Below are 17,742 nucleotides of genomic sequence, written 5' to 3'. Positions count from 1 at the left end.
CGGGGGCAAACCACCCGGCGTCGCTTCATCGGCGTTCCGACGGGGGCCCGGAACGCCGGCACCAGCACTCCGACGGGGGACCGGAGCGCTTGGCTAAAGCGTACACCTACAACCCATGGGATGCGTCAAGACTTAGTCACGACCCGATCTCGCGTCGGTGCAGCGGTATCTCGCTTTGGTTAGCCTCAGGGCTCTGAAAGGTAGGAGGCGGGGCCTCCTCGCCCCTCTCATTGGCCCCGATTACCGCTATGTATGGCAAAAACACCGCGCCCGCCACGAACAGCAGCCGGAACGGCATCGGCACCGGCACCACGACCGCCAGGATCAGGCACAGCGTGCGGATGCCCATCTTGATGAGGTAGCTGACCTCGCGCCTGCGGATGTCGGACGACAACGACGGCTTGGCGTCCGTGACCTGGTGGACGTCCGGCTTCCTGCGCCACCGCTTCATACCTTCCACGGTAGACCTCGCAGGAGGTGCCCGCGACGGCGGTCCCGGACGGCGGGAGGGGTCATGCGATCATGGCCTTCGAGTAAGGAGGAGATGGAGATGTCGGATCGAACGTACCGGGTGACCGAGATCGTCGGGACCTCGGGGGAGAGCGTCGACCAGGCCATCCGCAACGGCATCAAGCGCGCCTCGGAGACGCTGCGGCACCTCGACTGGTTCGAGGTGACCGAGATCCGCGGCCACATCGACGGCGGGGAGGTCGCCCACTTCCAGGTGGGGATGAAGGTCGGTTTCCGCCTGGAGGACGCCTGACGGCCCGCACAGGCCCTTCCACGGCCCACGCCGCCCGTCCCGGCCCCGCCCGCGCCGGACCGATCCGGCCCCGGCCCCGGACGACCTCCTGGCCGTCCGGACCCGTCCTCCGTAACGGGTCGCGTGGCCCGGGGCTGGGCTGCGGTCCTTGCGGCCAGGTGGTTGGTCCTGTCGCCGGGTCCCGTGGTTCCGGGCCGGGTTCTGACGTCCCGGGCCCGGCGTGGAAGCTCCACGTGCCCGGCCGGGCCGCGTGGGCGTGCCGCTGGAAGCCGCGAGGCGCGAGCGTCCGGACAGCCGCGACGCCAGGGCGGGGGCGGCGGCAGGGCGGCCGCGGCGGCGGGGCGGTGGCGGGGATTAGATTGGCGGCGTGAGCGACGAGTTCCGCATCCTGCTCGTGTGCACGGCCAACATCTGCCGTTCCGCCATGGCGGAGGTGATCGCCGGGGCCATGCTGCGCTCGTCCGCGCTGCCCGCCGACCTCGGCAGCGCGGGCGTGTCCGCCCTGGTCGGCCACCCCATGGCGCCGCACGCGGTGGCGGCGCTGGACCGGCTCGGGCTCGACGGGCGGGCGCACCGGGCGCGGATGCTCGACCGCGGCCTGGTCCGGTCGGCGGACCTGCTGCTGGCCATGGAGGCGCGGCACGTCGCCGCGGCCGTGCGGCTCGATCCGGAGGCGGAGCGGCGCGCGTTCACGCTGCCGGAGTTCGCCGCGCTGGCCGCCGACGCGGGCGGGCGCCGGCACCGTTCGGACACCTCCGGGCGGGCCCGCGCCGTCGTCGCCTCCGCCGCCGGGCGCCGCGACTGGCGCCGCGCCCTGGAGGTGGAGGATCCGTACGGCGGCCCGCCCGAGGGGTACGAGGAGTGCGCCAAGTGCCTGGGCGAATCCCTCAGCCAGGCCCTGGCCGCCCTCCTCGGCCCCCGCTGACCCCCGGCTCCCCCCGGTCCGGGCCGAGGGGACGGGCCGAGCGGCCGGGCCGGGGGGCGGGCGTGCCGGCCGGTCAGCTGGCCTGGCTCACCGTCGACATGTTGAAGTCCGGCACCCGCACCGCCGGCATGACCGTCCGCTGGAAGTAGTCGTTCCACTCGCGCGGCAGCGTCCGCTCCGCCCGGCCCACCTCCGTGAGCCGCCCCAGCAGGTCCACCGGGCTCTCGTTGAAGCGGAAGTTGTTGACCTCGCCCACGACCTCCCCGTGCTCGACCAGGTAGACCCCGTCGCGGGTGAGCCCGGTGACGAGCAGCGTCTGCGGGTCGACCTCGCGGATGTACCACAGGCAGGTGAGCAGCAGCCCCCGCCGGGTGCCGGCGATCATCTCCTCCAGCGACGGCGCGCCCTCGTCGCCGGGGCCGCGCATGATGAGGTTGTCGATGGCGGGCGTCACCGGCAGCCCGCTCAGCTCGGCCGAGTAGCGGGTCTGCTGCAGGGCCTCCAGCCGCCCGTCCCTGATCCAGTCGGTCGGCCCGAGCGGCAGCCCGTTGTCGAAGACGGAGCTCTCCCTGCTGGAGGCGTGCGCCGTCACGAACGGCGCGCACCCGATGCCGGCCGCCCCCGGGTCGCTCGACAGCGTGACCGGCAGCGTGGCGAGCTGCTCGCCCACCCGCGTGCCCCCGCCCGGCTTGGCGAACACCGACCGCCCGTCCAGCGCGTCGCGCGCCCCCGACGACCAGAACAGGTAGATCATCAGGTCGGCCACGGCGCTCGGCGGCAGCAGCGTCTCGTAGCGGCCGGCGGGCAGGTCGACGCGGTTCTTGGCCCACTCCAGCCGCTGCGCCAGCGACGAGCCGAGCGCGGCCACGTCGACGTCGGTGAAGTCCTGGGTGGACACGCCGGTCCAGGCCGACCGCTTCAGGTCGCCCGACTTGGCGTTGAGCTCGAGCCGGCCGGTCGGCTGGTCGTGCCGCAGCCGCACGCCCGCCGACGTGCCGAGGAACGTCGAGGTCAGCCGGTGCTCGGCGAAGCCGTACAGCTTGCGGCCGCCCGCCTCCGCCGCCGCGAACGCCTCGCCGAGCGCCGGGGCGAACCCCTCGAACACCCCGATGTCGGTCGGCCGCACGTCGTCGTCCCAGCCGGGCGCGGCCGGCCCGCCCTCGACGAGGGGGCGCGCGTCCTCGGCCGGCTGCGCCTCGCGGGCCGCCGCGTCCGCGGCCGCCACGACGTCGGCGAGCTGGTCGTCGCGCACGGCCGCCCGCGACACGACGCCCACCCGGTCGCCCGCGATCGAGATCACGGTCAGCCGGGACGAGCGCGCCACGCCGTTGGTGGTGAGCGTGTTGCCGGCGAAGCGCAGGTTGGCCGTGGAGCCCTCGTCCACGAGCACCACGCAGCCGTCGTTCGCGGACAGGCCGAGAGCCCGGTCCACCATCTCCTGGGGTGTCACTTGCCGCCCTCCTGCACGGTGTTGAGGATCCGCACGCCCCTGAACAGCGCGGCCGGACATCCATGGCTGACCGGGGCGACCTGCCCAGGCTGGCCCTTGCCGCAGTTGAACGCGCCGCCCAGCACGTACGTGCCCGGCCCGCCGACCGCCTCCATCGACTGCCAGAAGTCCGTGGTGGTCGCCTGGTAGGCGAAGTCCTTGACCTGCCCGGCCAGCCTGCCGTGCGAGATCCGGTACGCCCGCTGCCCGGTGAACTGGAAGTTGTAGCGCTGCATGTCGATCGACCAGCTCTTGTCGCCGACGATGTAGATGCCCCGCTCGACCCCGGCGATCAGCTCGTCGGTGGCCGGCCCGCCGGGCGCGGGCTGCAGCGAGACGTTGGCCATGCGCTGGATCGGCGGGTGCCCGGGCGAGTCGGCGAAGGCGCAGCCGTTGGAGCGCCCGAACCCCTTCATCAGCGCCATCCGCCGGTCGAGCTGGTAGCCGACCAGGACGCCGTCCTTGACGATGTCGAAGCTCTGCCCCTGCACGCCCTCGTCGTCGTAGCCGACGGTGGCCAGGCCGTGGGTGACGGTGCGGTCGCCGGTGACGTTCATCAGCGGCGAGCCGTAGACCAGCTCGTTGAGCTGGTCGAAGGTGGCGAAGCTGGTGCCCGCGTAGGCCGCCTCGTAGCCGAGCGCGCGGTCGAGCTCGGTGGCGTGGCCGATCGACTCGTGGATGGTCAGCCACAGGTTGGACGGGTCGATCACCAGGTCGTAGTCGCCGGCCTCGACCGACGGGGCCGCCAGCTTCTCGGCCAGCAGCTCGGGCAGCCTGGCCAGCTCGCCCTGCCAGTCCCAGCCGGTGCCGGTGAGGTATTCGTAGCCGCGCCCGGCGGGCGGCGCGATCGTGGACATGTCGTCGAAGCCGCCGCCGGCCGCCTTCATGGCGTTGAGCCTGGGATGCACCCGCACCCGCTGCTGGGTGGTGACCGTGCCGGCGGTGTCGGCGTAGAACTTCTGCTCCTTGACCTGCAGCAGCCGCGCCGACACGTGGTCGGCGCCCTTGAGCAGGCCCGCCGACCACTCGCCGAGCAGCGCGACCTTGTCGGCCGGGGGCACCTCGAACGGGTCGACCTCGTACGCCGACACCCACACCGCGTCGGCGTGCACCGGCTCGGGCGCGAGCTCGATCGGCTCCCTGTTGATCGGCGCGGACACCTCCGCGACCCGCACGGCCTGCTCGGCCACGGCAGCGGCCGCCTCGGGCGTGAGGTGGATGCCGGCGGCGAACCCCCACGTGCCGCCCTTGACCACGCGCACCGCGTAGCCGAGGTCGTCGGCGTCCATGGCGCCCTCAAGTCGGGCGTCGTACAGGCTGAGCGACTCGGAGCGGACGCGCTCGAGGCGGAAGTCGGCGTGCTCGGCGCCGAGGTCGCGAGCGCGTTGCAGGGCGGCGTCCGCGAGCTGCCGCAGCGGCAGCTCCAGGAAATCGGCATCGATCTGGCGCATGTCCACGATCCTAACCCCGTGATCTTGTGTCACCCGGACAAGCGGATACCCGCGGGTAGGGGATAGCGTCAGGTGTCATGGCACGCTCTGTACTCGTCACCGGGGGCAACCGGGGCATCGGCCTCGCGATCGCCCGTGAACTCGCCGCGGCCGGCGACGCCGTCGCGGTCACCTACCGATCAGGGGAGCCGCCCGAGGGCCTGTTCGGCGTGCGCTGCGACGTCACCAGCACCGCGGACGTCGAGGCCGCCTTCGACAAGGTCGAGGCCGAGCAGGGCCCGGTCGAGGTGCTCGTCTCCAACGCCGGCATCACCAAGGACACCCTGCTGGCGATGATGAAGGAGGACACCTTCACCGACGTCATCGACGCCAACCTCACCGGCGCCTACCGCGTCGCCAAGCGCGCCATCCGGCCGATGATGAAGCTCAAGCGCGGCCGCATCGTGCTCATCTCCTCCGTCGTGGGCCTGTCCGGCCAGGCGGGCCAGGCCAACTACGCGGCCTCCAAGGCGGGCCTGGTCGGCTTCGCCCGCTCCCTGGCCCGCGAGTACGGCTCCCGCAACATCACCGTCAACGTGGTCGCGCCCGGCTTCGTCGCCACCGACATGACCGCGGGCCTCGACCAGGACAAGATCGTCGCGAACGTCCCGCTGGGCCGGCAGGCGGCCCCCGAGGAGGTCGCGCGCGTCGTCCGGTTCCTGGCGAGCGACGACGCCTCCTACATCACCGGGGCCGTGATCCCCGTCGACGGCGGACTTGGAATGGGGCACTGACGTGGGCATTCTCGACGGCAAGCGGATCCTCGTGACGGGCGTGCTCACCGACGCCTCGATCGCCTTCTCGGTCGCCAAGCTGGCGCAGGAGGAGGGCGCCACGGTCGTGCTGACCGGGTTCGGGCGGATGAGCCTGGTGGAGCGCATCGCCAAGCGGCTGCCCTCCCCGCCGCCGGTGCTGGAGCTCGACGTGCAGAGCACCGAGCACCTCGACACGCTGGCCGCCCGGGTCGGCGAGCACGTCGACGGCCTCGACGGGGTCGTGCACTCCATCGCCTTCGCGCCGCAGAGCGCGCTCGGCGGCAACTTCCTCAACACGCCGTGGGAGGACGTCTCCACGGCGGTGCAGATCTCGACGTACTCCTACAAGTCGCTGGCCGTGGCCTGCCTGCCGCTGATGAAGGAGGGCGGCGCGGTGGTCGGCCTCGACTTCGACGCCTCCAAGGCGTGGCCGGTCTACGACTGGATGGGCGTGGCCAAGGCGGGCCTCGAGTCGTGCAACCGCTACCTCGCCCGCGACCTCGGCAAGCACGGCATCAGGGTCAACCTGGTGGCCGCCGGGCCGCTGCGCACGATGGCGGCCAAGTCGATCCCGGGCTTCAAGGAGTTCGAGGACAGCTGGCCGGAGAAGGCGCCTCTCGGGTGGGACCTGTCCGACACCCTGCCGGCCGCGCGCGCCTGCGTGGCGCTGATGTCCGACTGGTTCCCGGCGACGACCGGAGAGATCGTCCACGTGGACGGCGGCGTCCACGCCATCGGCGCCTGACGGCCGTTCTCCGAGGGGCCCCGGCGGGTCAGGCCAGGCGCTGGCGCCCGCCGCCGGCCCTGGCCGGCTCGAAGGGGATCGTCTCCAGCGGCTCGGTGCGCCGCCGCCGCTGCTGCACGATGCGGGTGGCGAGCACCGCCGACCCCAGCAGCGCGATCGTCAGCGCCGTGCCGAGCACGTCGGAGGCCGGGGGAGTGGGCCGCACCACGCGCCGGTCCTGCAGCGGCAGGGTCAGCTCGTGGGCGAACGGGTTGGGCCACAGCAGGTCGACGCGGGGCTCGTCGGGGTCGGCCACGGGCCGCCGCTCCGCGCGGCTCTCGCCGGCGGGCTGAGGGCGGCTCTGCGCGGGCGACGGCGTGACCGTGGGGCCGGGCGTGACCGGGGCGGTCGTGGCCTTCCTGCCGGAGGCGGAGCGGGGGCGCTCGCCGCGCCGGGCCGGCGGCGACGCGCTGCCGGGCCGCGGCGTCAGGGTGCCGGCGGGCCTGCCGTCCGGGCACGGCTGCCCCGGCGGGCAGCCGCCGTCCTGGTCGCCGGCCTTCTTCGTCGCGCTCGCCGAGGGCGAGGCGGTGGTGGCCGGCGTGGCCGCCCTGCCGGTGGGCACGGCCTCGCCGACCCGGCCGAGCAGCTCGTCGGTGGTCTTGTCCACGGGCTTGGTCACCGGGTCGGTGGCGCCGCCGGTGATCGCGTCGACGGTGCCGGTGACGGTGCTCAGCACGTCGCACAGGGTGTTGGTGACGCCCGACAGCAGCCCGCCGTCGCGTGAGCAGTCCTGCGCCGCTGACGCCGCCGCCGACGCCGCCGCCGCAGGCGCCGCGGGGACGGCCGCCAGCGCCACCGCGAGTACTCCGGCCGAGATCGCGGTCCTGCTCCCCATCCGTCCCCTCCTGCGTCGCTTACGGGGGAAATCTTGATGGACAACGTCCGTCAGACGCAGGTGTTTAGCAGGTAAAGTTGCGATTCGGTATCGACTAGTGATACGCGAGAGAGCCTCTCGTTCCGGGTCAGTCGATCGACGACACGTCATCAAGGGCCTCTCGGATCTCTCTCGGCAGCACGACGTCCTCGGCCGGCAGGACGCCCTTGAGCTGGGCGTGCGTCCGCGCCCCCACGATGGCCGAGGCCACGCCCGGCTGGTCGCGCACCCACGACAGGGCCACGGCCAGCGGCGAGACGCCGAGCCCGTCGGCGGCCGTCATCACCGCCTCCACGACCGCCCGCGACCGCTCGTCGAGATAGGGGCGGACGAAGTCGGCGAAGTGCGGCGTCGCGGCGCGCGAGTCGGCCGGCACGCCGGTGCGGTACTTGCCGGTCAGCACCCCGCGCCCGAGCGGCGACCAGGCCAGCACGCCGACCCCCAGGTGGGCCGCCGCGGGCAGCAGCTCGCGCTCCGGCTCGCGGGCCAGCAGGCTGTACTCGGCCTGCGCCGAGGTGATCGGGATGCGGCCGGGGATCGACTTCTGGGTGACCGCCGCCGCGGCGAGCTGCCAGCCGGTGTAGTCGCACACGCCCGCGTAGACGGCCCGGCCGGAGGAGACGATCGCGTCCAGCGCGGCCAGCGTCTCCTCCAGCGGCACCTCCTCGTCGTAGGTGTGGAGCTGCCACAGGTCGACGTAGTCGAGCCCGAGCCGGTTGAGCGAGTCGTCGACCGCCGCGATGAGGTGGCGGCGTGAGGCGTCGCGCGGCCGGCGCCCGGACGGCGTCACCACGGCCTTGGTGGAGATCACCAGCTCGGCGCGCGGCACCGACTCGCGCAGCAGCCTGCCGAGCAGCCGCTCGGCGTCGCCGCCCGTGTAGACGTCGGCGGTGTCGACGAGCGTGCCCCCGGCGTCCAGGAACGTGCGGAGCTGGGCGGCCGCCTCGTCCGCGTCGGTGTCACGGCCCCAGGTCATCGTGCCGAGCCCCAGCCGGGACACCGACAGGCCGCTGTGGCCGACATAGCGCTGCTCCATGATCTCGCCAGGTTACCGCCCTGATGGCCGCGACGTCGTGATCCACGCCTTCCCCGCCCCGTACGGGTCTCGCGCGGACGCGCGGCGGCCGGGGGACGCCGCTTCGACAGGGTGATCGACGGCTGCGACACTGGCCGGGTGACCACGCTGCTTCTGGCCCGCCACGGGCTGACGGACCTCACCGGGCCGGTGCTGGCCGGCCGGACACCCGGGGTGCGGCTGAGCGAGGCGGGCCGGGCACAGGCCGCCGCGCTCGCCGGGCGCATCGCCGGCGTCCGGCTCGACGCCATCGTCTCCAGCCCGCTCGAACGCTGCCAGGAGACCGCCGGGGCGGTCGCCGCCGGGCGGGGCCTGCCGGTGCAGACCGACGAACGCTTCATCGAGTGCGGCTACGGCGCCTGGACCGGCCGCGAGCTGAAGGAGCTCGCCAAGGACCCGCTGTGGCAGGTCGTGCAGGCCCATCCGAGCGCCGCGGTCTTCCCCGAGGGGGAGTCGCTGGCCGCCATGCAGCAGCGGGCCGTCGCCGCGGTCAGGGAGTGGAACCGGCGCCTGGGGGAGAAGTCCGTCTACCTGGTGTGCAGCCACGGCGACGTGATCAAGGCCATCGTCGCCGACGCGCTGGGGCTGCACCTCGATCAGTTCCAGCGGATCACGGCCGATCCGGCGGCCCTCACCGTGATTCGCTACGCCCCCTTGCGCCCCTTTGTTCTCAGGCTCAACGATATGGGGGAATTGCGGCTTCCTGAGGATTCGGAGGAGAAAGACGGGGGAGAAAACCACACCGGGAGCGATGCCGCCGTCGGCGGTGGACCAGGAACCACGTAAGGTCAGGCTATGCCGGTCTTCGACTACGACCCACCGGAGAGGTTCGTCGCCGGCGCCCTGGGGCAGCCGGGTGCGCGGGTCTTCTACCTGCAGGCCAGGGCCGAGGGCAGACTGACCACGGTGGCGCTGGAGAAACTGCAGGTCGCCGCGCTCGCGGGCAGGCTCGACGAGCTGCTCGACGAGGTGCTGCGCCTCAGCGGGGGCAGCGCCCACGTGCCCGCCGTGGCCCCGGCCGACCTCACCGACGACGCCCCTCTCGACGTCCCGCTGGCGGAGGACTTCCGGGTGGGTACGATGGCGTTGGCGTGGGACGCCGAACGATCGCAGGTGGTGATAGAGGCGCAAGAGGTCATCGACGAGGACGATCTCGACAGCTCCGACCCGGCGGTGCTGCGCGTGCGGATCAGTGCGGGAGCCGCGCGCGCGTTCACCAGGCGGGCGCTGCAGATCGTCGCGGCGGGCCGGCCGCCGTGTCCCCTGTGCGGGCAGCCGCTCGACGCCGCGGGGCACGTCTGCGTACGCCTCAACGGATATCGCGGGGGTGAGGCGGCTTCATGACCGCTCCGGAGAGCGAACCGGCCGTCAGGCCGTCCGGTCCGCCGGGCATGCACGAGGAGGACGCGCTCACGCTGCTGCGCGACGGCCGCCTGGAGGTGGCGGGCCGCCTGGTCGAGGCCACCAACATGACGCTCTACTGCTCGGTCACGCTGGGTGAGCGCTCGGCCGCCTGCGTCTACAAGCCGGTCCGCGGCGAGCGCCCGCTGTGGGACTTCCCCGACGGCACGCTCGCCGCCCGCGAGGTGGCCGCCTACGAGGTCTCCCAGGCCACCGGCTGGCGCATCGTCCCGCCCACCGTCTACCGCGAGGGCCCGTTCGGCCCCGGCATGTGCCAGCTCTGGATCGACACCGAGCGCGAGATCGACCTCATGCGCCTGGTCAAGAGCCGCAACCCGGTGGTGCGCCGGATGGCCGTCTTCGACGCGGTGGTCAACAACGCCGACCGCAAGGGCGGCCACCTGCTGCCGCTGCCCACGGGTCACGTCTACGGCGTCGACCACGGCGTGTGCTTCTCCGTCGAGGACAAACTGCGCACGGTGCTGTGGCAGTGGCGCGGCAAGCCGCTGTCCCGCGAGGCCGTGGCGGTGCTGGCCAAGCTGGAGCGCGACCTGGAGTCCGGGGCGCTCGGCCGCCGGCTGCGCGAGCTGCTGACGCTGGCCGAGGTCGAGGCCACCTGGCAGCGGGTCAGGCGGCTGCTCGACACCGGGGTGCACCCCTACCCGTCGGAGGGCTGGCCGGCCGTCCCCTGGCCGCCGATCTGACCGACCCCCGTCCGATCGCGATTTGGGCATTTATTACCCTTTGCCCATGTGCACGCTGATCGTACGGACGGGACGTCCGCTGACCCTCATGGGCGTGCGGGACGAGTTCACCGACCGCCCCTGGGAGGGGCCGGCCGAGCACTGGCCGGAGTACCCCGGCGTGGTCGGCGGGCGTGACCTCAAGGCCGGCGGCACCTGGCTGGCGGTCAACGCGGCGGCCCGGCGCGCCGCCGCCCTCCTCAACGGCCGGGGCCGGCCCGCGCCCGAGCGGACCAAGGTCTCGCGGGGCGACCTGGCGCTGCGGGCGGCGTACACGGGGGAGGGCCCGGGCGGCGACCTGTCCCGCTACGACCCCTTCCACCTGGTGCTCGCGACGCTGGAGCGGGTGCGGCTGTGGAGCTGGGACGGCGAGCGCCTGACCACCTCCGACCTGCCGGAGGGCACCAGCATGGTCGTCAACGACGGCCTGGACCCGGGCAACGCGCGCGTGCTGGCGTACCTGCCGCGCTTCGCGGCCGCCGCCACCTGGGGCGAGCTCGCCGCCGCCGAGCCGTCCGCCGACCCGGGCGCGCTCATCGTCCGGCACGAGCTGCCCGACGGCCGGACCTTCGCCTCCCTGTCGGTGATGGAGGTCGCGCTGTCGCCGGACGGCGTCGCCTACGACTTCACCGACCTGACCGCCGAACGGGACGGATAGGCTCAAAGGCATGAGATCGTGGTCTGCCCAGAACGTCCCCAAGCTCCCTGGTGAGAGCATTCCGCTGCGTCTCTACGACACCTCGGCCGGGCAGGTCCGGCAGACCGACCCCGGGCCGACCGCCAGGATGTACGTCTGCGGCATCACGCCCTACGACGCCACCCACCTCGGCCACGCCAACACCTACCACGCCTTCGACCTGGTGGGCCGGCTGTGGCGGGACGCCGGCCATGACGTGCACTACACGCAGAACGCCACCGACGTGGACGACCCGCTGCTGGAGCGGGCCGCGCAGACCGGCGTCGACTGGCAGGAGCTGGCCGGCCGGGAGATCGAGCTGTTCCGCGGCGACATGGAGGCCCTGCGCATCCTGCCGCCCCGCGAGTACGTCGGCGTCACCGAGGTCGTCGGCCGGGTGGCCGAGCTGATCGCCCGGCTGCGGGCCAAGGGCGTCGCCTACGACCTCGACGGCGACGTGTACTTCAGCGTCGCCGACGCCCCCAAGTTCGGCCAGGTCTCCGGCTACGGCGAGCGCGAGATGCTGGAGCTGTTCGCCGAGCGGGGCGGCGACCCCGGCCGGGAGGGCAAGCGGCACCCGCTCGACTGGCTGCTGTGGCGGGCCGAGCGGCCCGGCGAGCCGGCCTGGGACTCCCCGCTGGGCAGGGGGCGTCCCGGCTGGCACATCGAGTGCACCGCGATCGCCCTGGACCACCTGGGCGCGGGTTACGACGTCGCGGGCGGCGGCTCCGACCTGATCTTCCCCCACCACGAGTGCGGCGCCTCCGAGGGCCACGCCCTGACAGGGGAGTGGCCGTTCGCCAAGTTCTACACCCACGCCGGCATGGTCGCCCTCGACGGCGAGAAGATGTCGAAGTCCAAGGGCAACCTGGTCTTCGTGCGCAGGCTGCGCGCCGAGCACGACCCGATGGCGGTCCGCCTGGTGCTGCTGGCCCGCCACTACCGCGCCGACTGGGAGTACGTCCCGGAGCTGATGGAGGAGGCCGAGCGCAGGCTGGCCACGTGGCGCTCGGCCGTCGCCCTGGCCGCCGGGCCGCCCGCCGGTGAGCTGCTGGCGCGCGTGCGCGAGCGCCTGGCCGACGACCTCGACTCGCCGGGCGCCCTGGCCGCGGTCGACGCGTGGGCGGCGGACGCCCTGGCCCGCGGCGGCGGCCCGGACGGCGACGCTCCCGCCCTGGTCAAGGACCTGGCCGACGCCCTGCTCGGCGTCGCGCTCTAACCCCCGCCCCCGCGTACCCCGTACCTGCCCGGCAGGTGCGGGGTTTTTCACGCCCTTGAAAGCCGCTATGCTGATTATCAGTTCTACTGATTGTTTCTCCAACTGATCGGACTGCGATGATCCTTATCACCGGCGGGCTCGGCTTCATCGGCACCCACACCACCCGCGCCCTCCTCGACCTCGGCGAGTCCTGCCTGCTCCTCCAGCGCCGCGCGCCCCGCGACCCGTTCCCCGGCGAGGGCGTCGTCGTCGAGCAGGCCGACCTCGCCGACGAGGCCGCCCTGCTCGCCCTCGGCGACAAGCACGACATCACCGGCATCCTGCACCTGGCCGGCTCGTTCCCGTGGCCGCCCGGCGCGGACGAGCCCGTCGTCGGCGCCCGCAAGGCCCTGACCGGCCTGCTCAACGTCTTCGCGGCGGCCGCCGCCTGGGGCGTCACCCGGCTCGGCCTGGCCAGCACCATCGGCATCTACGGCGGGGCGGCCGGCCCGAGCCCGTTCACCGAGGACACCCCGCTGCCGCTGACCGCCCCGCACCCCATCCCGGGCTTCAAGAAGATCAGCGAGGTGCTGGCCGACCACCTGGCCGGCGCGGCCGGGCTGCCGGTCGTCAACTACCGCATCGGCGCCATCTGGGGGCCGCTCGGCCACAGCCCGTCGCCGTTCTTCGCCGCGCCGCAGCTCGTCCACGCCGCCGCCCGCGGCACCGCCGTGCAGGTCCACCCGGCCCGCGCCGCCAACCCGCCGCGCGCCGGCGAGGCCATCGACCTGTGCTACGTCAAGGACTGCGGCCGGGCCCTCGCCCTCCTGCAGACCGCCGGGACGCTGCGGCACCGCACCTACAACGTCGCCTCCGGCCGCCCCACCACCAACGGCGAGGTCGCCGCCGTGCTCGGCGAGCTCGTCCCGGACGCCCGGCTCGACCTGCCCGAGGGCCGCGGCCCCGGCGTCCGGGACACCTGGCTCGACATCACCCGGCTGCGCGAGGACACCGGGTACGAGCCCGCCTACGACACCGAGCGGGCCGCGGCCGAATACCTCGCCTGGCTCCGCGAGGGCCACGACCGCTGACACCCGGCCGCTGACACCCGGCCGCTGACACCCGGCCGCTGACACCCGGCCGCTGAGACCCGGCCGGCGCCCCGGCCCCGGGAGACGCGGCGCTCAGGAGGCCCGCTGCAGCTCCTCCAGCGCCCCCAGCTCGGCGCGGAACCACTCGATCGTGCGCCGCAGCCCCTCCTCGGCCGGCACCCGCGCCCGCCAGCCCAGCCGCTCGGCGGCCAGCGTGGTGTCGGGCCGGCGCACCTTCGGGTCGTCGGCCGGCCGGTCGATGAAGACGATCTCCGACGACGAGCCGGCCAGGCCGCGGACGAGGGTGGCCAGCTCCAGCATCGTCACCTCGTCCGGGTTGCCGATGTTGACCGGCCCGGCGAAGTCGCTGTGCGCCATCGCCAGGATCCCGGACACCGTGTCGTCGACGTAGCAGATCGAGCGGGTCTGCGAGCCGTCGCCGGTGATCGTGATCGGCTCGCCGGTCAGGGCCTGCCGGATGAACGTCGGGATCGCCCGCCCGTCGAACGGGCGCATGCGCGGGCCGTAGGTGTTGAAGATCCGCACGATGCCCGTGTCGGTGCCGCGCGAGTGCCGGTAGGCCGTGGTCAGCGACTCGGCGAAGCGTTTGGCCTCGTCGTAGACGCTGCGCGGCCCGACCGGGTTCACGTTGCCCCAGTAGGTCTCCTTCTGCGGATGCTCCAGCGGGTCGCCGTACACCTCGCTCGTGGAGGCGAGCACGAACCGCGCGCCCTTCTCCCTGGCCAGGCCGAGCGCGTGCAGCGTGCCCACGCTGCCCACCCGCAGCGTCTCGATGGGATAGCGCAGGTAGTCGGCGGGCGAGGCGGCCGAGGCGAAGTGCAGCACCAGGTCCAGCCGGTCCGGCACGTGCACGAAACCCGTCAGGTCGCTCTCGATGAGCCGGAACTCGGGCCGGTCCATCAGGTGTTCGACGTTGCGGGGGCCGCCGGTCAGGAAGCTGTCCATGCAGACGACCTCGGCGCCCTCCTCCAGCAGCCGCTCGCACAGGTAGGAGCCGAGGAAACCGGCGCCTCCCGTGACCAGAGCCCTCATGACGTGACCTCCAAGGCAGCGTCGACGACTTCGGAAACCTCGATCTTGAGCAGGCCGGGGTGCGGCCGCTCGCCGTGCGGGTCGCCGTTCTCGCCGGCCCACAGTGCCACGTGCCGCCAGCCGGGCGGCGGCCCCCACAACGCCGGCGAGACCGGCCCGAACAGCACCACCGACGGCACGCAGAACGCCGTCGCCAGGTGCGCCACGCCGGTGTCGCCGCACACCACCAGCCGCGCCCGGCCGACCAGGTCGATCAGGTCGGCCAGGCCGGTGCGCCCGGCCAGCATCCGCTCCGGCGGCAGCCCCGCCAGCTCGGCGACCTTCCTGGCCAGCGGCACCTCCTGCTCGTTGCCGGTGACGACCACGTCCTCCAGCGCCGCGGCGACCTCGGCGAACCGCTCCGGCGGCCAGCGCCGCGCCGGGAAGGACGCCCCCGGGTGCACGATCACCGGCCCGCTGCGGTCGGAGATGCCGAGCGTGAGGTCGGTGGGGTCGGCCGGGATGCCGTGCCACTCCAGCAGCTCGCACCAGCGGCGCACCTCGTGCACGCCGTCGCGCCAGCGCGGCCCGGTGCCGTAGCTGATCAGCCGGCCGGGCTTGGTGTCCTGCAGCGCTTCGATGCTCTGCGGCCCCTTGCCGTGCAGGTTGACGGCGACGTCCGGCCGCTCGTACGGCAGCCGGTCCATCGGGACGGGGCCGGGACCGGCCACGTCCACCTGGTCGTCAACCGCGCCGATCAGCGGCAGCAACGCCTCCAGCGCGCGCGGCGCGGCGAGCGTGATGCGGTGGCCGGGGAACGCCTGACGCAGGGCCCGCAGCGCGGGCACGGCCGTGAGCAGGTCGCCCAGGCCGAGCCCGCGCAGAGCCAGGAGCTCTAGGGCCATGACGTCTCCGTCGAGGGGCAGACCACGAGCTCTCTCACCTCGCATCCCGTCGGCTGCCGCAGCGCGAAGACCACCGTCTGCGCGACGTCGGCGGGGTCGTTGAGCCCGGCCTCGGGGCCCGGCTTGTACTGCTCGGGCCGGCCGTCGAAGAAGCTCGTCCGCATGCCGCCGGGCACCAGCAGGGTCACCCCCACCTCGCCGCGCAGTTCGACGGCGAGCGCGCGGGTGAGCCCGACGACGCCGAACTTCGAGGCCGAGTACGCCGAGGCGTCGCTCAGCGGGCGCAGCCCCAGCGTCGAGGCGCAGGTGACGATCTTGCCGCGGGTGTGCTTCAGGTACGGCAGCGCCGCCCTGATGACCGACGCGGTGCCCAGCAGGTTGACCTTGATCACCCGCTCCCAGTCGTCGGCGGGCACGTCCTCCATCCGGCCGCAGGCGTCGATGCCGGCCGCCGTGACGACGCCGTCCAGGCCGCCGGCCCGCTCGGCCAGCTCCCGGACCGCCCGCTCGGCCTCGCCGCGGTCGGACAGGTCCGCCGTGACGTGCTCGAAGCGCTGGTCCGGCGCGCGCACGTCCACGACGAGCGCCCGCCAGCCCTCCTTCTCCACGGCCTCGGCGGTCGCCAGGCCCAGTCCGGAGGCTCCCCCGGTGATAAGGATGTTCACTGGATCTCCCTGATCAGGTTGGTTGTGGAACGCCCCGGCAGGGTGCTCAGCACGACGATCTCCGCGCCGAGCCTGCCGAGGATCTCGGACTCGGGCAGGAACTCCCCCTCGTAGTCCCCGCCCTTGACCCACACGTCGGGGCGCAGCAGCTCGATCGCGCGGGCCGGGGTGTTCTCCTCGAACACCAGCACGGCGTCCACGCAGCCGAGCGCCCGCAGCACCTCCACCCGGTCGCGCACGTCCACGATGGGCCGCCCCGGGCCCTTCAGCCGGCGCACCGAGTCGTCGGAGTTGACGCACACGACGAGCGCGTCGCCGAGCGCCCTGGCCCGCCGCAACAGGCTCACGTGGCCCGCGTGCAGCAGGTCGAAGCAGCCGCCGGTGGCGATGAGCCGGCCGCCGTTGGCCCGGGTGAACTCGGCCACCTCCAGCGCGGTGCGCGGCCGGTCGCCGAGCTCCTGCTCGGCGACCTTGACGTTGGCGGCGCCGCCGCGCTCGACGAAGCGCGAGGCCTCGCCGACCCCGACGGTCACCGCGTCCCGTACGTCGAGGCCGTCGCGCAGGGCCAGCGCCGCGGCGCCGGCGAACCGGTCGCCCGCGCCGCAGGCGTCCTGCCCGCCGGCCTGCACCGGCGGCGGCACGTGCGCGAACGGGCCGCCCTCGACGGCGAGCGCGGCTCCGTGCGCGCCCGTCGTGACGGCGACGGCCCTGGCCCGCAGCTTGCGGACGAGCTGCCGGGCCGCCTGGTCGGGCCCCGCGTAGCCGGACGGGCACAGGGCCCGCGCCTCCGCCTCGCTCGGCGTCAGCAGCGAGCAGCCGGGCACCGGCTGCTCGCCCGCGGATGCGGGTCCCACACCACCGGCACGCCGGTGCCGTGCAGCAGCTCGCGCGCCATCCTGGCCACGCCCCTGCCGTAGTCGGACACCAGCACCGCGCCGGCCCGCCGCACGGCCTCGGCCGCCGCGTCGCTCGGCGCGTAGCGGGCCGCGCCGTCGCCGGTGTCCAGGCGCAGCAGCGTCTGGCCGCGCGAGCGGACCCGGGTCTTGCGGACCGTGCCGCCGGTCAGCGGCAGCCGGATCAGCTCCAGCTCCTCCGACAGCAGCCCGCACAGGCGGTGCCCGTCGGGGTCCTCGCCGATCGCGGTGATCAGCACGACGTCGGCGCCGTCGCGGGCGGCCAGCAGCGCGGCCAGCCCGGCCCCGCCCGGCCGCGCCTGCTCGGCGGCGACGTCCACCACCGGGACCGGCGCGTCCGGGCACAGCCGCTCGGCCTCGCCCTCCACGTCCACGTCGAGCAGCGTGTCGCCGACGACTACCAGCGGCCCCATCTAGAGCGCCCCCTCAAGTGCCTCGCAGAGCAGGTGGATCATCGCGAGATGCACCTCCTGGACGGTGGCGGTCTCCTCCGCTGGGACGGCCACCGCGTCGTCGCAGAGCTCGGTCAGCGGGTTGGGCCCGGGCCCGGTCATGGCCCAGGCCAGCACCTCCGCCTCCCGGGCGGCCTCGGCCGCGGCCAGCACGTTCGGGCTGGAGCCGCTGGTGGACAGGCACAGCAGGACGTCGCCGGGCCGGCCGTGCGCCCGCACCTGGCGGGCGTAGACCTGCTCGGCGCCGAAGTCGTTGGCGATCGCCGTCATCGACGAGGTGTCGGCGTGCAGCGCGATCGCCGCGTACGGCCGCCGGTCCTCGCGGAAGCGCCCCACCAGCTCGGCCGACAGGTGCTGGGCCTCGGCCGCCGAGCCGCCGTTGCCGCAGACCAGCAGCCGGCCGCCGGAGGCCAGCGAGCCGGCCAGCCGCGCCCCCCAGGCGCGTACGGTGACCGCCTGGTCGTCGACCTTCTCCAGGGTGTTCCAGAGCTTTTCGAGATGCACGTCCAC

21 protein-coding genes are annotated in these 17,742 nt (G+C 73.9%); 10 read left to right on the top strand and 11 right to left on the bottom strand.

All coding sequences use genetic code 11. The features are described from left to right. Positions 1-136 precede the first annotated feature (136 nt). Positions 137-451 carry a DUF3099 domain-containing protein gene (locus MF672_RS22090; RefSeq protein WP_242377967.1) on the bottom strand — a complete coding sequence of 105 codons (315 nt, stop codon included), beginning with the start codon at positions 449-451 and terminating at the stop codon, positions 137-139. A 99-nt stretch (positions 452-550) separates the two neighbouring features. Here MF672_RS22090 and MF672_RS22085 point away from each other — a divergent pair, with 99 nt between their 5' ends. After that, the gene (locus tag MF672_RS22085) at positions 551-763 is read left to right on the top strand and encodes a dodecin (RefSeq protein ID WP_242377969.1); all 213 of its coding nucleotides are present in this window, start codon (positions 551-553) and stop codon (positions 761-763) included. A 367-nt stretch (positions 764-1,130) separates the two neighbouring features. Then, positions 1,131-1,688: an arsenate reductase/protein-tyrosine-phosphatase family protein gene (locus MF672_RS22080; RefSeq protein ID WP_242377971.1), complete on the top strand. Its 558-nt coding sequence runs from the start codon at positions 1,131-1,133 to the stop codon at positions 1,686-1,688. Positions 1,689-1,761: 73 nt separating this feature from the next. On the opposite strand, the gene MF672_RS22075 is transcribed toward MF672_RS22080, so the two are convergent. Together MF672_RS22075 and MF672_RS22070 are read right to left on the bottom strand one after the other, a co-directional pair. After that, positions 1,762-3,138: a metallopeptidase TldD-related protein gene (locus tag MF672_RS22075; protein WP_242377974.1), complete on the bottom strand. Its 1,377-nt coding sequence runs from the start codon at positions 3,136-3,138 to the stop codon at positions 1,762-1,764. Next, positions 3,135-4,628: a TldD/PmbA family protein gene (locus MF672_RS22070; RefSeq protein ID WP_242377977.1), complete on the bottom strand. Its 1,494-nt coding sequence runs from the start codon at positions 4,626-4,628 to the stop codon at positions 3,135-3,137. Before MF672_RS22070 ends, MF672_RS22075 begins: the two co-directional genes overlap by 4 nt. Before the next feature lie 77 nt (positions 4,629-4,705). On the opposite strand from MF672_RS22070, the gene MF672_RS22065 reads away from it, so the two are divergent. Next, positions 4,706-5,401, top strand: coding sequence for a beta-ketoacyl-ACP reductase (locus MF672_RS22065; protein WP_242377979.1), 696 nt, complete (start codon positions 4,706-4,708; stop codon positions 5,399-5,401). A 1-nt stretch (position 5,402) separates the two neighbouring features. Further along, positions 5,403-6,167 (top strand): enoyl-ACP reductase FabI, encoded by a 765-nt coding sequence (gene fabI / locus MF672_RS22060; protein WP_242377981.1) that lies wholly within the window; start codon positions 5,403-5,405, stop codon positions 6,165-6,167. A 28-nt stretch (positions 6,168-6,195) separates the two neighbouring features. On the opposite strand, the gene MF672_RS22055 is transcribed toward fabI, so the two are convergent. Together MF672_RS22055 and MF672_RS22050 are read right to left on the bottom strand one after the other, a co-directional pair. Further along, entirely contained in the window at positions 6,196-7,041 is an 846-nt protein-coding gene (locus MF672_RS22055) for a hypothetical protein (protein WP_242377984.1), read from the bottom strand. Positions 7,042-7,168: 127 nt separating this feature from the next. Further along, entirely contained in the window at positions 7,169-8,116 is a 948-nt protein-coding gene (locus MF672_RS22050; RefSeq protein ID WP_242377986.1) for an aldo/keto reductase, read from the bottom strand. A 138-nt stretch (positions 8,117-8,254) separates the two neighbouring features. Between MF672_RS22050 and MF672_RS22045 the strand changes: the two genes are divergently transcribed. The 6 genes from MF672_RS22045 to MF672_RS22020 all read left to right on the top strand — a co-directional run bounded on the left by MF672_RS22045 (position 8,255) and on the right by MF672_RS22020 (position 13,264). Next, entirely contained in the window at positions 8,255-8,941 is a 687-nt protein-coding gene (locus tag MF672_RS22045; RefSeq protein WP_242377988.1) for an MSMEG_4193 family putative phosphomutase, read from the top strand. 9 nt (positions 8,942-8,950) lie between these two features. Further along, positions 8,951-9,499 (top strand): DUF3090 domain-containing protein, encoded by a 549-nt coding sequence (locus MF672_RS22040; protein WP_242377990.1) that lies wholly within the window; start codon positions 8,951-8,953, stop codon positions 9,497-9,499. Continuing rightward, positions 9,496-10,260: an SCO1664 family protein gene (locus MF672_RS22035; protein WP_242377992.1), complete on the top strand. Its 765-nt coding sequence runs from the start codon at positions 9,496-9,498 to the stop codon at positions 10,258-10,260. Before MF672_RS22040 ends, MF672_RS22035 begins: the two co-directional genes overlap by 4 nt. Positions 10,261-10,306: 46 nt before the next feature. Further along, positions 10,307-10,957 carry an NRDE family protein gene (locus tag MF672_RS22030; RefSeq protein WP_242377994.1) on the top strand — a complete coding sequence of 217 codons (651 nt, stop codon included), beginning with the start codon at positions 10,307-10,309 and terminating at the stop codon, positions 10,955-10,957. Between the two features lie 10 nt (positions 10,958-10,967). Then, positions 10,968-12,194, top strand: coding sequence for a cysteine--1-D-myo-inosityl 2-amino-2-deoxy-alpha-D-glucopyranoside ligase (gene mshC / locus MF672_RS22025; RefSeq protein ID WP_242377996.1), 1,227 nt, complete (start codon positions 10,968-10,970; stop codon positions 12,192-12,194). 116 nt (positions 12,195-12,310) lie between these two features. Beyond that, on the top strand, positions 12,311-13,264 hold the full coding sequence (locus MF672_RS22020; RefSeq protein WP_242377998.1) for an NAD-dependent epimerase/dehydratase family protein: 954 nt from the start codon (positions 12,311-12,313) through the stop codon (positions 13,262-13,264). 93 nt (positions 13,265-13,357) lie between these two features. Here MF672_RS22020 and MF672_RS22015 read toward each other — a convergent pair whose 3' ends face one another. The 6 genes from MF672_RS22015 to MF672_RS21990 are packed head-to-tail and all read right to left on the bottom strand — an operon-like array spanning position 13,358 to position 17,742. Beyond that, the gene (locus tag MF672_RS22015) at positions 13,358-14,317 is read right to left on the bottom strand and encodes a UDP-glucuronic acid decarboxylase family protein (protein WP_242378001.1); all 960 of its coding nucleotides are present in this window, start codon (positions 14,315-14,317) and stop codon (positions 13,358-13,360) included. After that, positions 14,314-15,201 (bottom strand): glycosyltransferase family 9 protein, encoded by an 888-nt coding sequence (locus MF672_RS22010; protein WP_242378004.1) that lies wholly within the window; start codon positions 15,199-15,201, stop codon positions 14,314-14,316. The genes MF672_RS22015 and MF672_RS22010 overlap by 4 nt, the downstream gene beginning before the upstream one ends. Continuing rightward, entirely contained in the window at positions 15,192-15,866 is a 675-nt protein-coding gene (locus MF672_RS22005; RefSeq protein WP_242378006.1) for an SDR family oxidoreductase, read from the bottom strand. The genes MF672_RS22010 and MF672_RS22005 overlap by 10 nt, the downstream gene beginning before the upstream one ends. After that, a complete protein-coding gene (locus MF672_RS22000; protein ID WP_247815380.1) occupies positions 15,863-16,720 on the bottom strand; it encodes a PfkB family carbohydrate kinase in 858 nt (285 codons plus the stop codon). The genes MF672_RS22005 and MF672_RS22000 overlap by 4 nt, the downstream gene beginning before the upstream one ends. Further along, positions 16,669-17,193: a carbohydrate kinase family protein gene (locus MF672_RS21995; protein WP_247815379.1), complete on the bottom strand. Its 525-nt coding sequence runs from the start codon at positions 17,191-17,193 to the stop codon at positions 16,669-16,671. Before MF672_RS21995 ends, MF672_RS22000 begins: the two co-directional genes overlap by 52 nt. After that, positions 17,194-17,742: a D-sedoheptulose-7-phosphate isomerase gene (locus MF672_RS21990; protein WP_242378009.1), complete on the bottom strand. Its 549-nt coding sequence runs from the start codon at positions 17,740-17,742 to the stop codon at positions 17,194-17,196. It abuts the gene before it with no gap.

The organism is Actinomadura luzonensis (genome assembly GCF_022664455.2).
Taxonomy (GTDB): Bacteria; Actinomycetota; Actinomycetes; order Streptosporangiales; family Streptosporangiaceae; genus Nonomuraea; species Nonomuraea luzonensis.
Note: the sequence above shows the minus strand (reverse complement) of the source record. Positions and strands in the feature narration are given on the sequence as shown.

Coding starts and splice junctions, on each gene's coding strand:
- MF672_RS22090 (WP_242377967.1), bottom strand. CDS start 451: ATGAAGCGGTGGCGCAGGAAGCCGGACGTCCACCAGGTCACGGACGCC.
- MF672_RS22085 (WP_242377969.1), top strand. CDS start 551: ATGTCGGATCGAACGTACCGGGTGACCGAGATCGTCGGGACCTCGGGG.
- MF672_RS22070 (WP_242377977.1), bottom strand. CDS start 4,628: ATGCGCCAGATCGATGCCGATTTCCTGGAGCTGCCGCTGCGGCAGCTC.
- MF672_RS22065 (WP_242377979.1), top strand. CDS start 4,706: ATGGCACGCTCTGTACTCGTCACCGGGGGCAACCGGGGCATCGGCCTC.
- MF672_RS22055 (WP_242377984.1), bottom strand. CDS start 7,041: ATGGGGAGCAGGACCGCGATCTCGGCCGGAGTACTCGCGGTGGCGCTG.
- MF672_RS22050 (WP_242377986.1), bottom strand. CDS start 8,116: ATGGAGCAGCGCTATGTCGGCCACAGCGGCCTGTCGGTGTCCCGGCTG.
- MF672_RS22040 (WP_242377990.1), top strand. CDS start 8,951: ATGCCGGTCTTCGACTACGACCCACCGGAGAGGTTCGTCGCCGGCGCC.
- MF672_RS22035 (WP_242377992.1), top strand. CDS start 9,496: ATGACCGCTCCGGAGAGCGAACCGGCCGTCAGGCCGTCCGGTCCGCCG.
- MF672_RS22030 (WP_242377994.1), top strand. CDS start 10,307: ATGTGCACGCTGATCGTACGGACGGGACGTCCGCTGACCCTCATGGGC.
- mshC (WP_242377996.1), top strand. CDS start 10,968: ATGAGATCGTGGTCTGCCCAGAACGTCCCCAAGCTCCCTGGTGAGAGC.
- MF672_RS22020 (WP_242377998.1), top strand. CDS start 12,311: ATGATCCTTATCACCGGCGGGCTCGGCTTCATCGGCACCCACACCACC.
- MF672_RS22015 (WP_242378001.1), bottom strand. CDS start 14,317: ATGAGGGCTCTGGTCACGGGAGGCGCCGGTTTCCTCGGCTCCTACCTG.
- MF672_RS22010 (WP_242378004.1), bottom strand. CDS start 15,201: ATGGCCCTAGAGCTCCTGGCTCTGCGCGGGCTCGGCCTGGGCGACCTG.
- MF672_RS21995 (WP_247815379.1), bottom strand. CDS start 17,193: ATGGGGCCGCTGGTAGTCGTCGGCGACACGCTGCTCGACGTGGACGTG.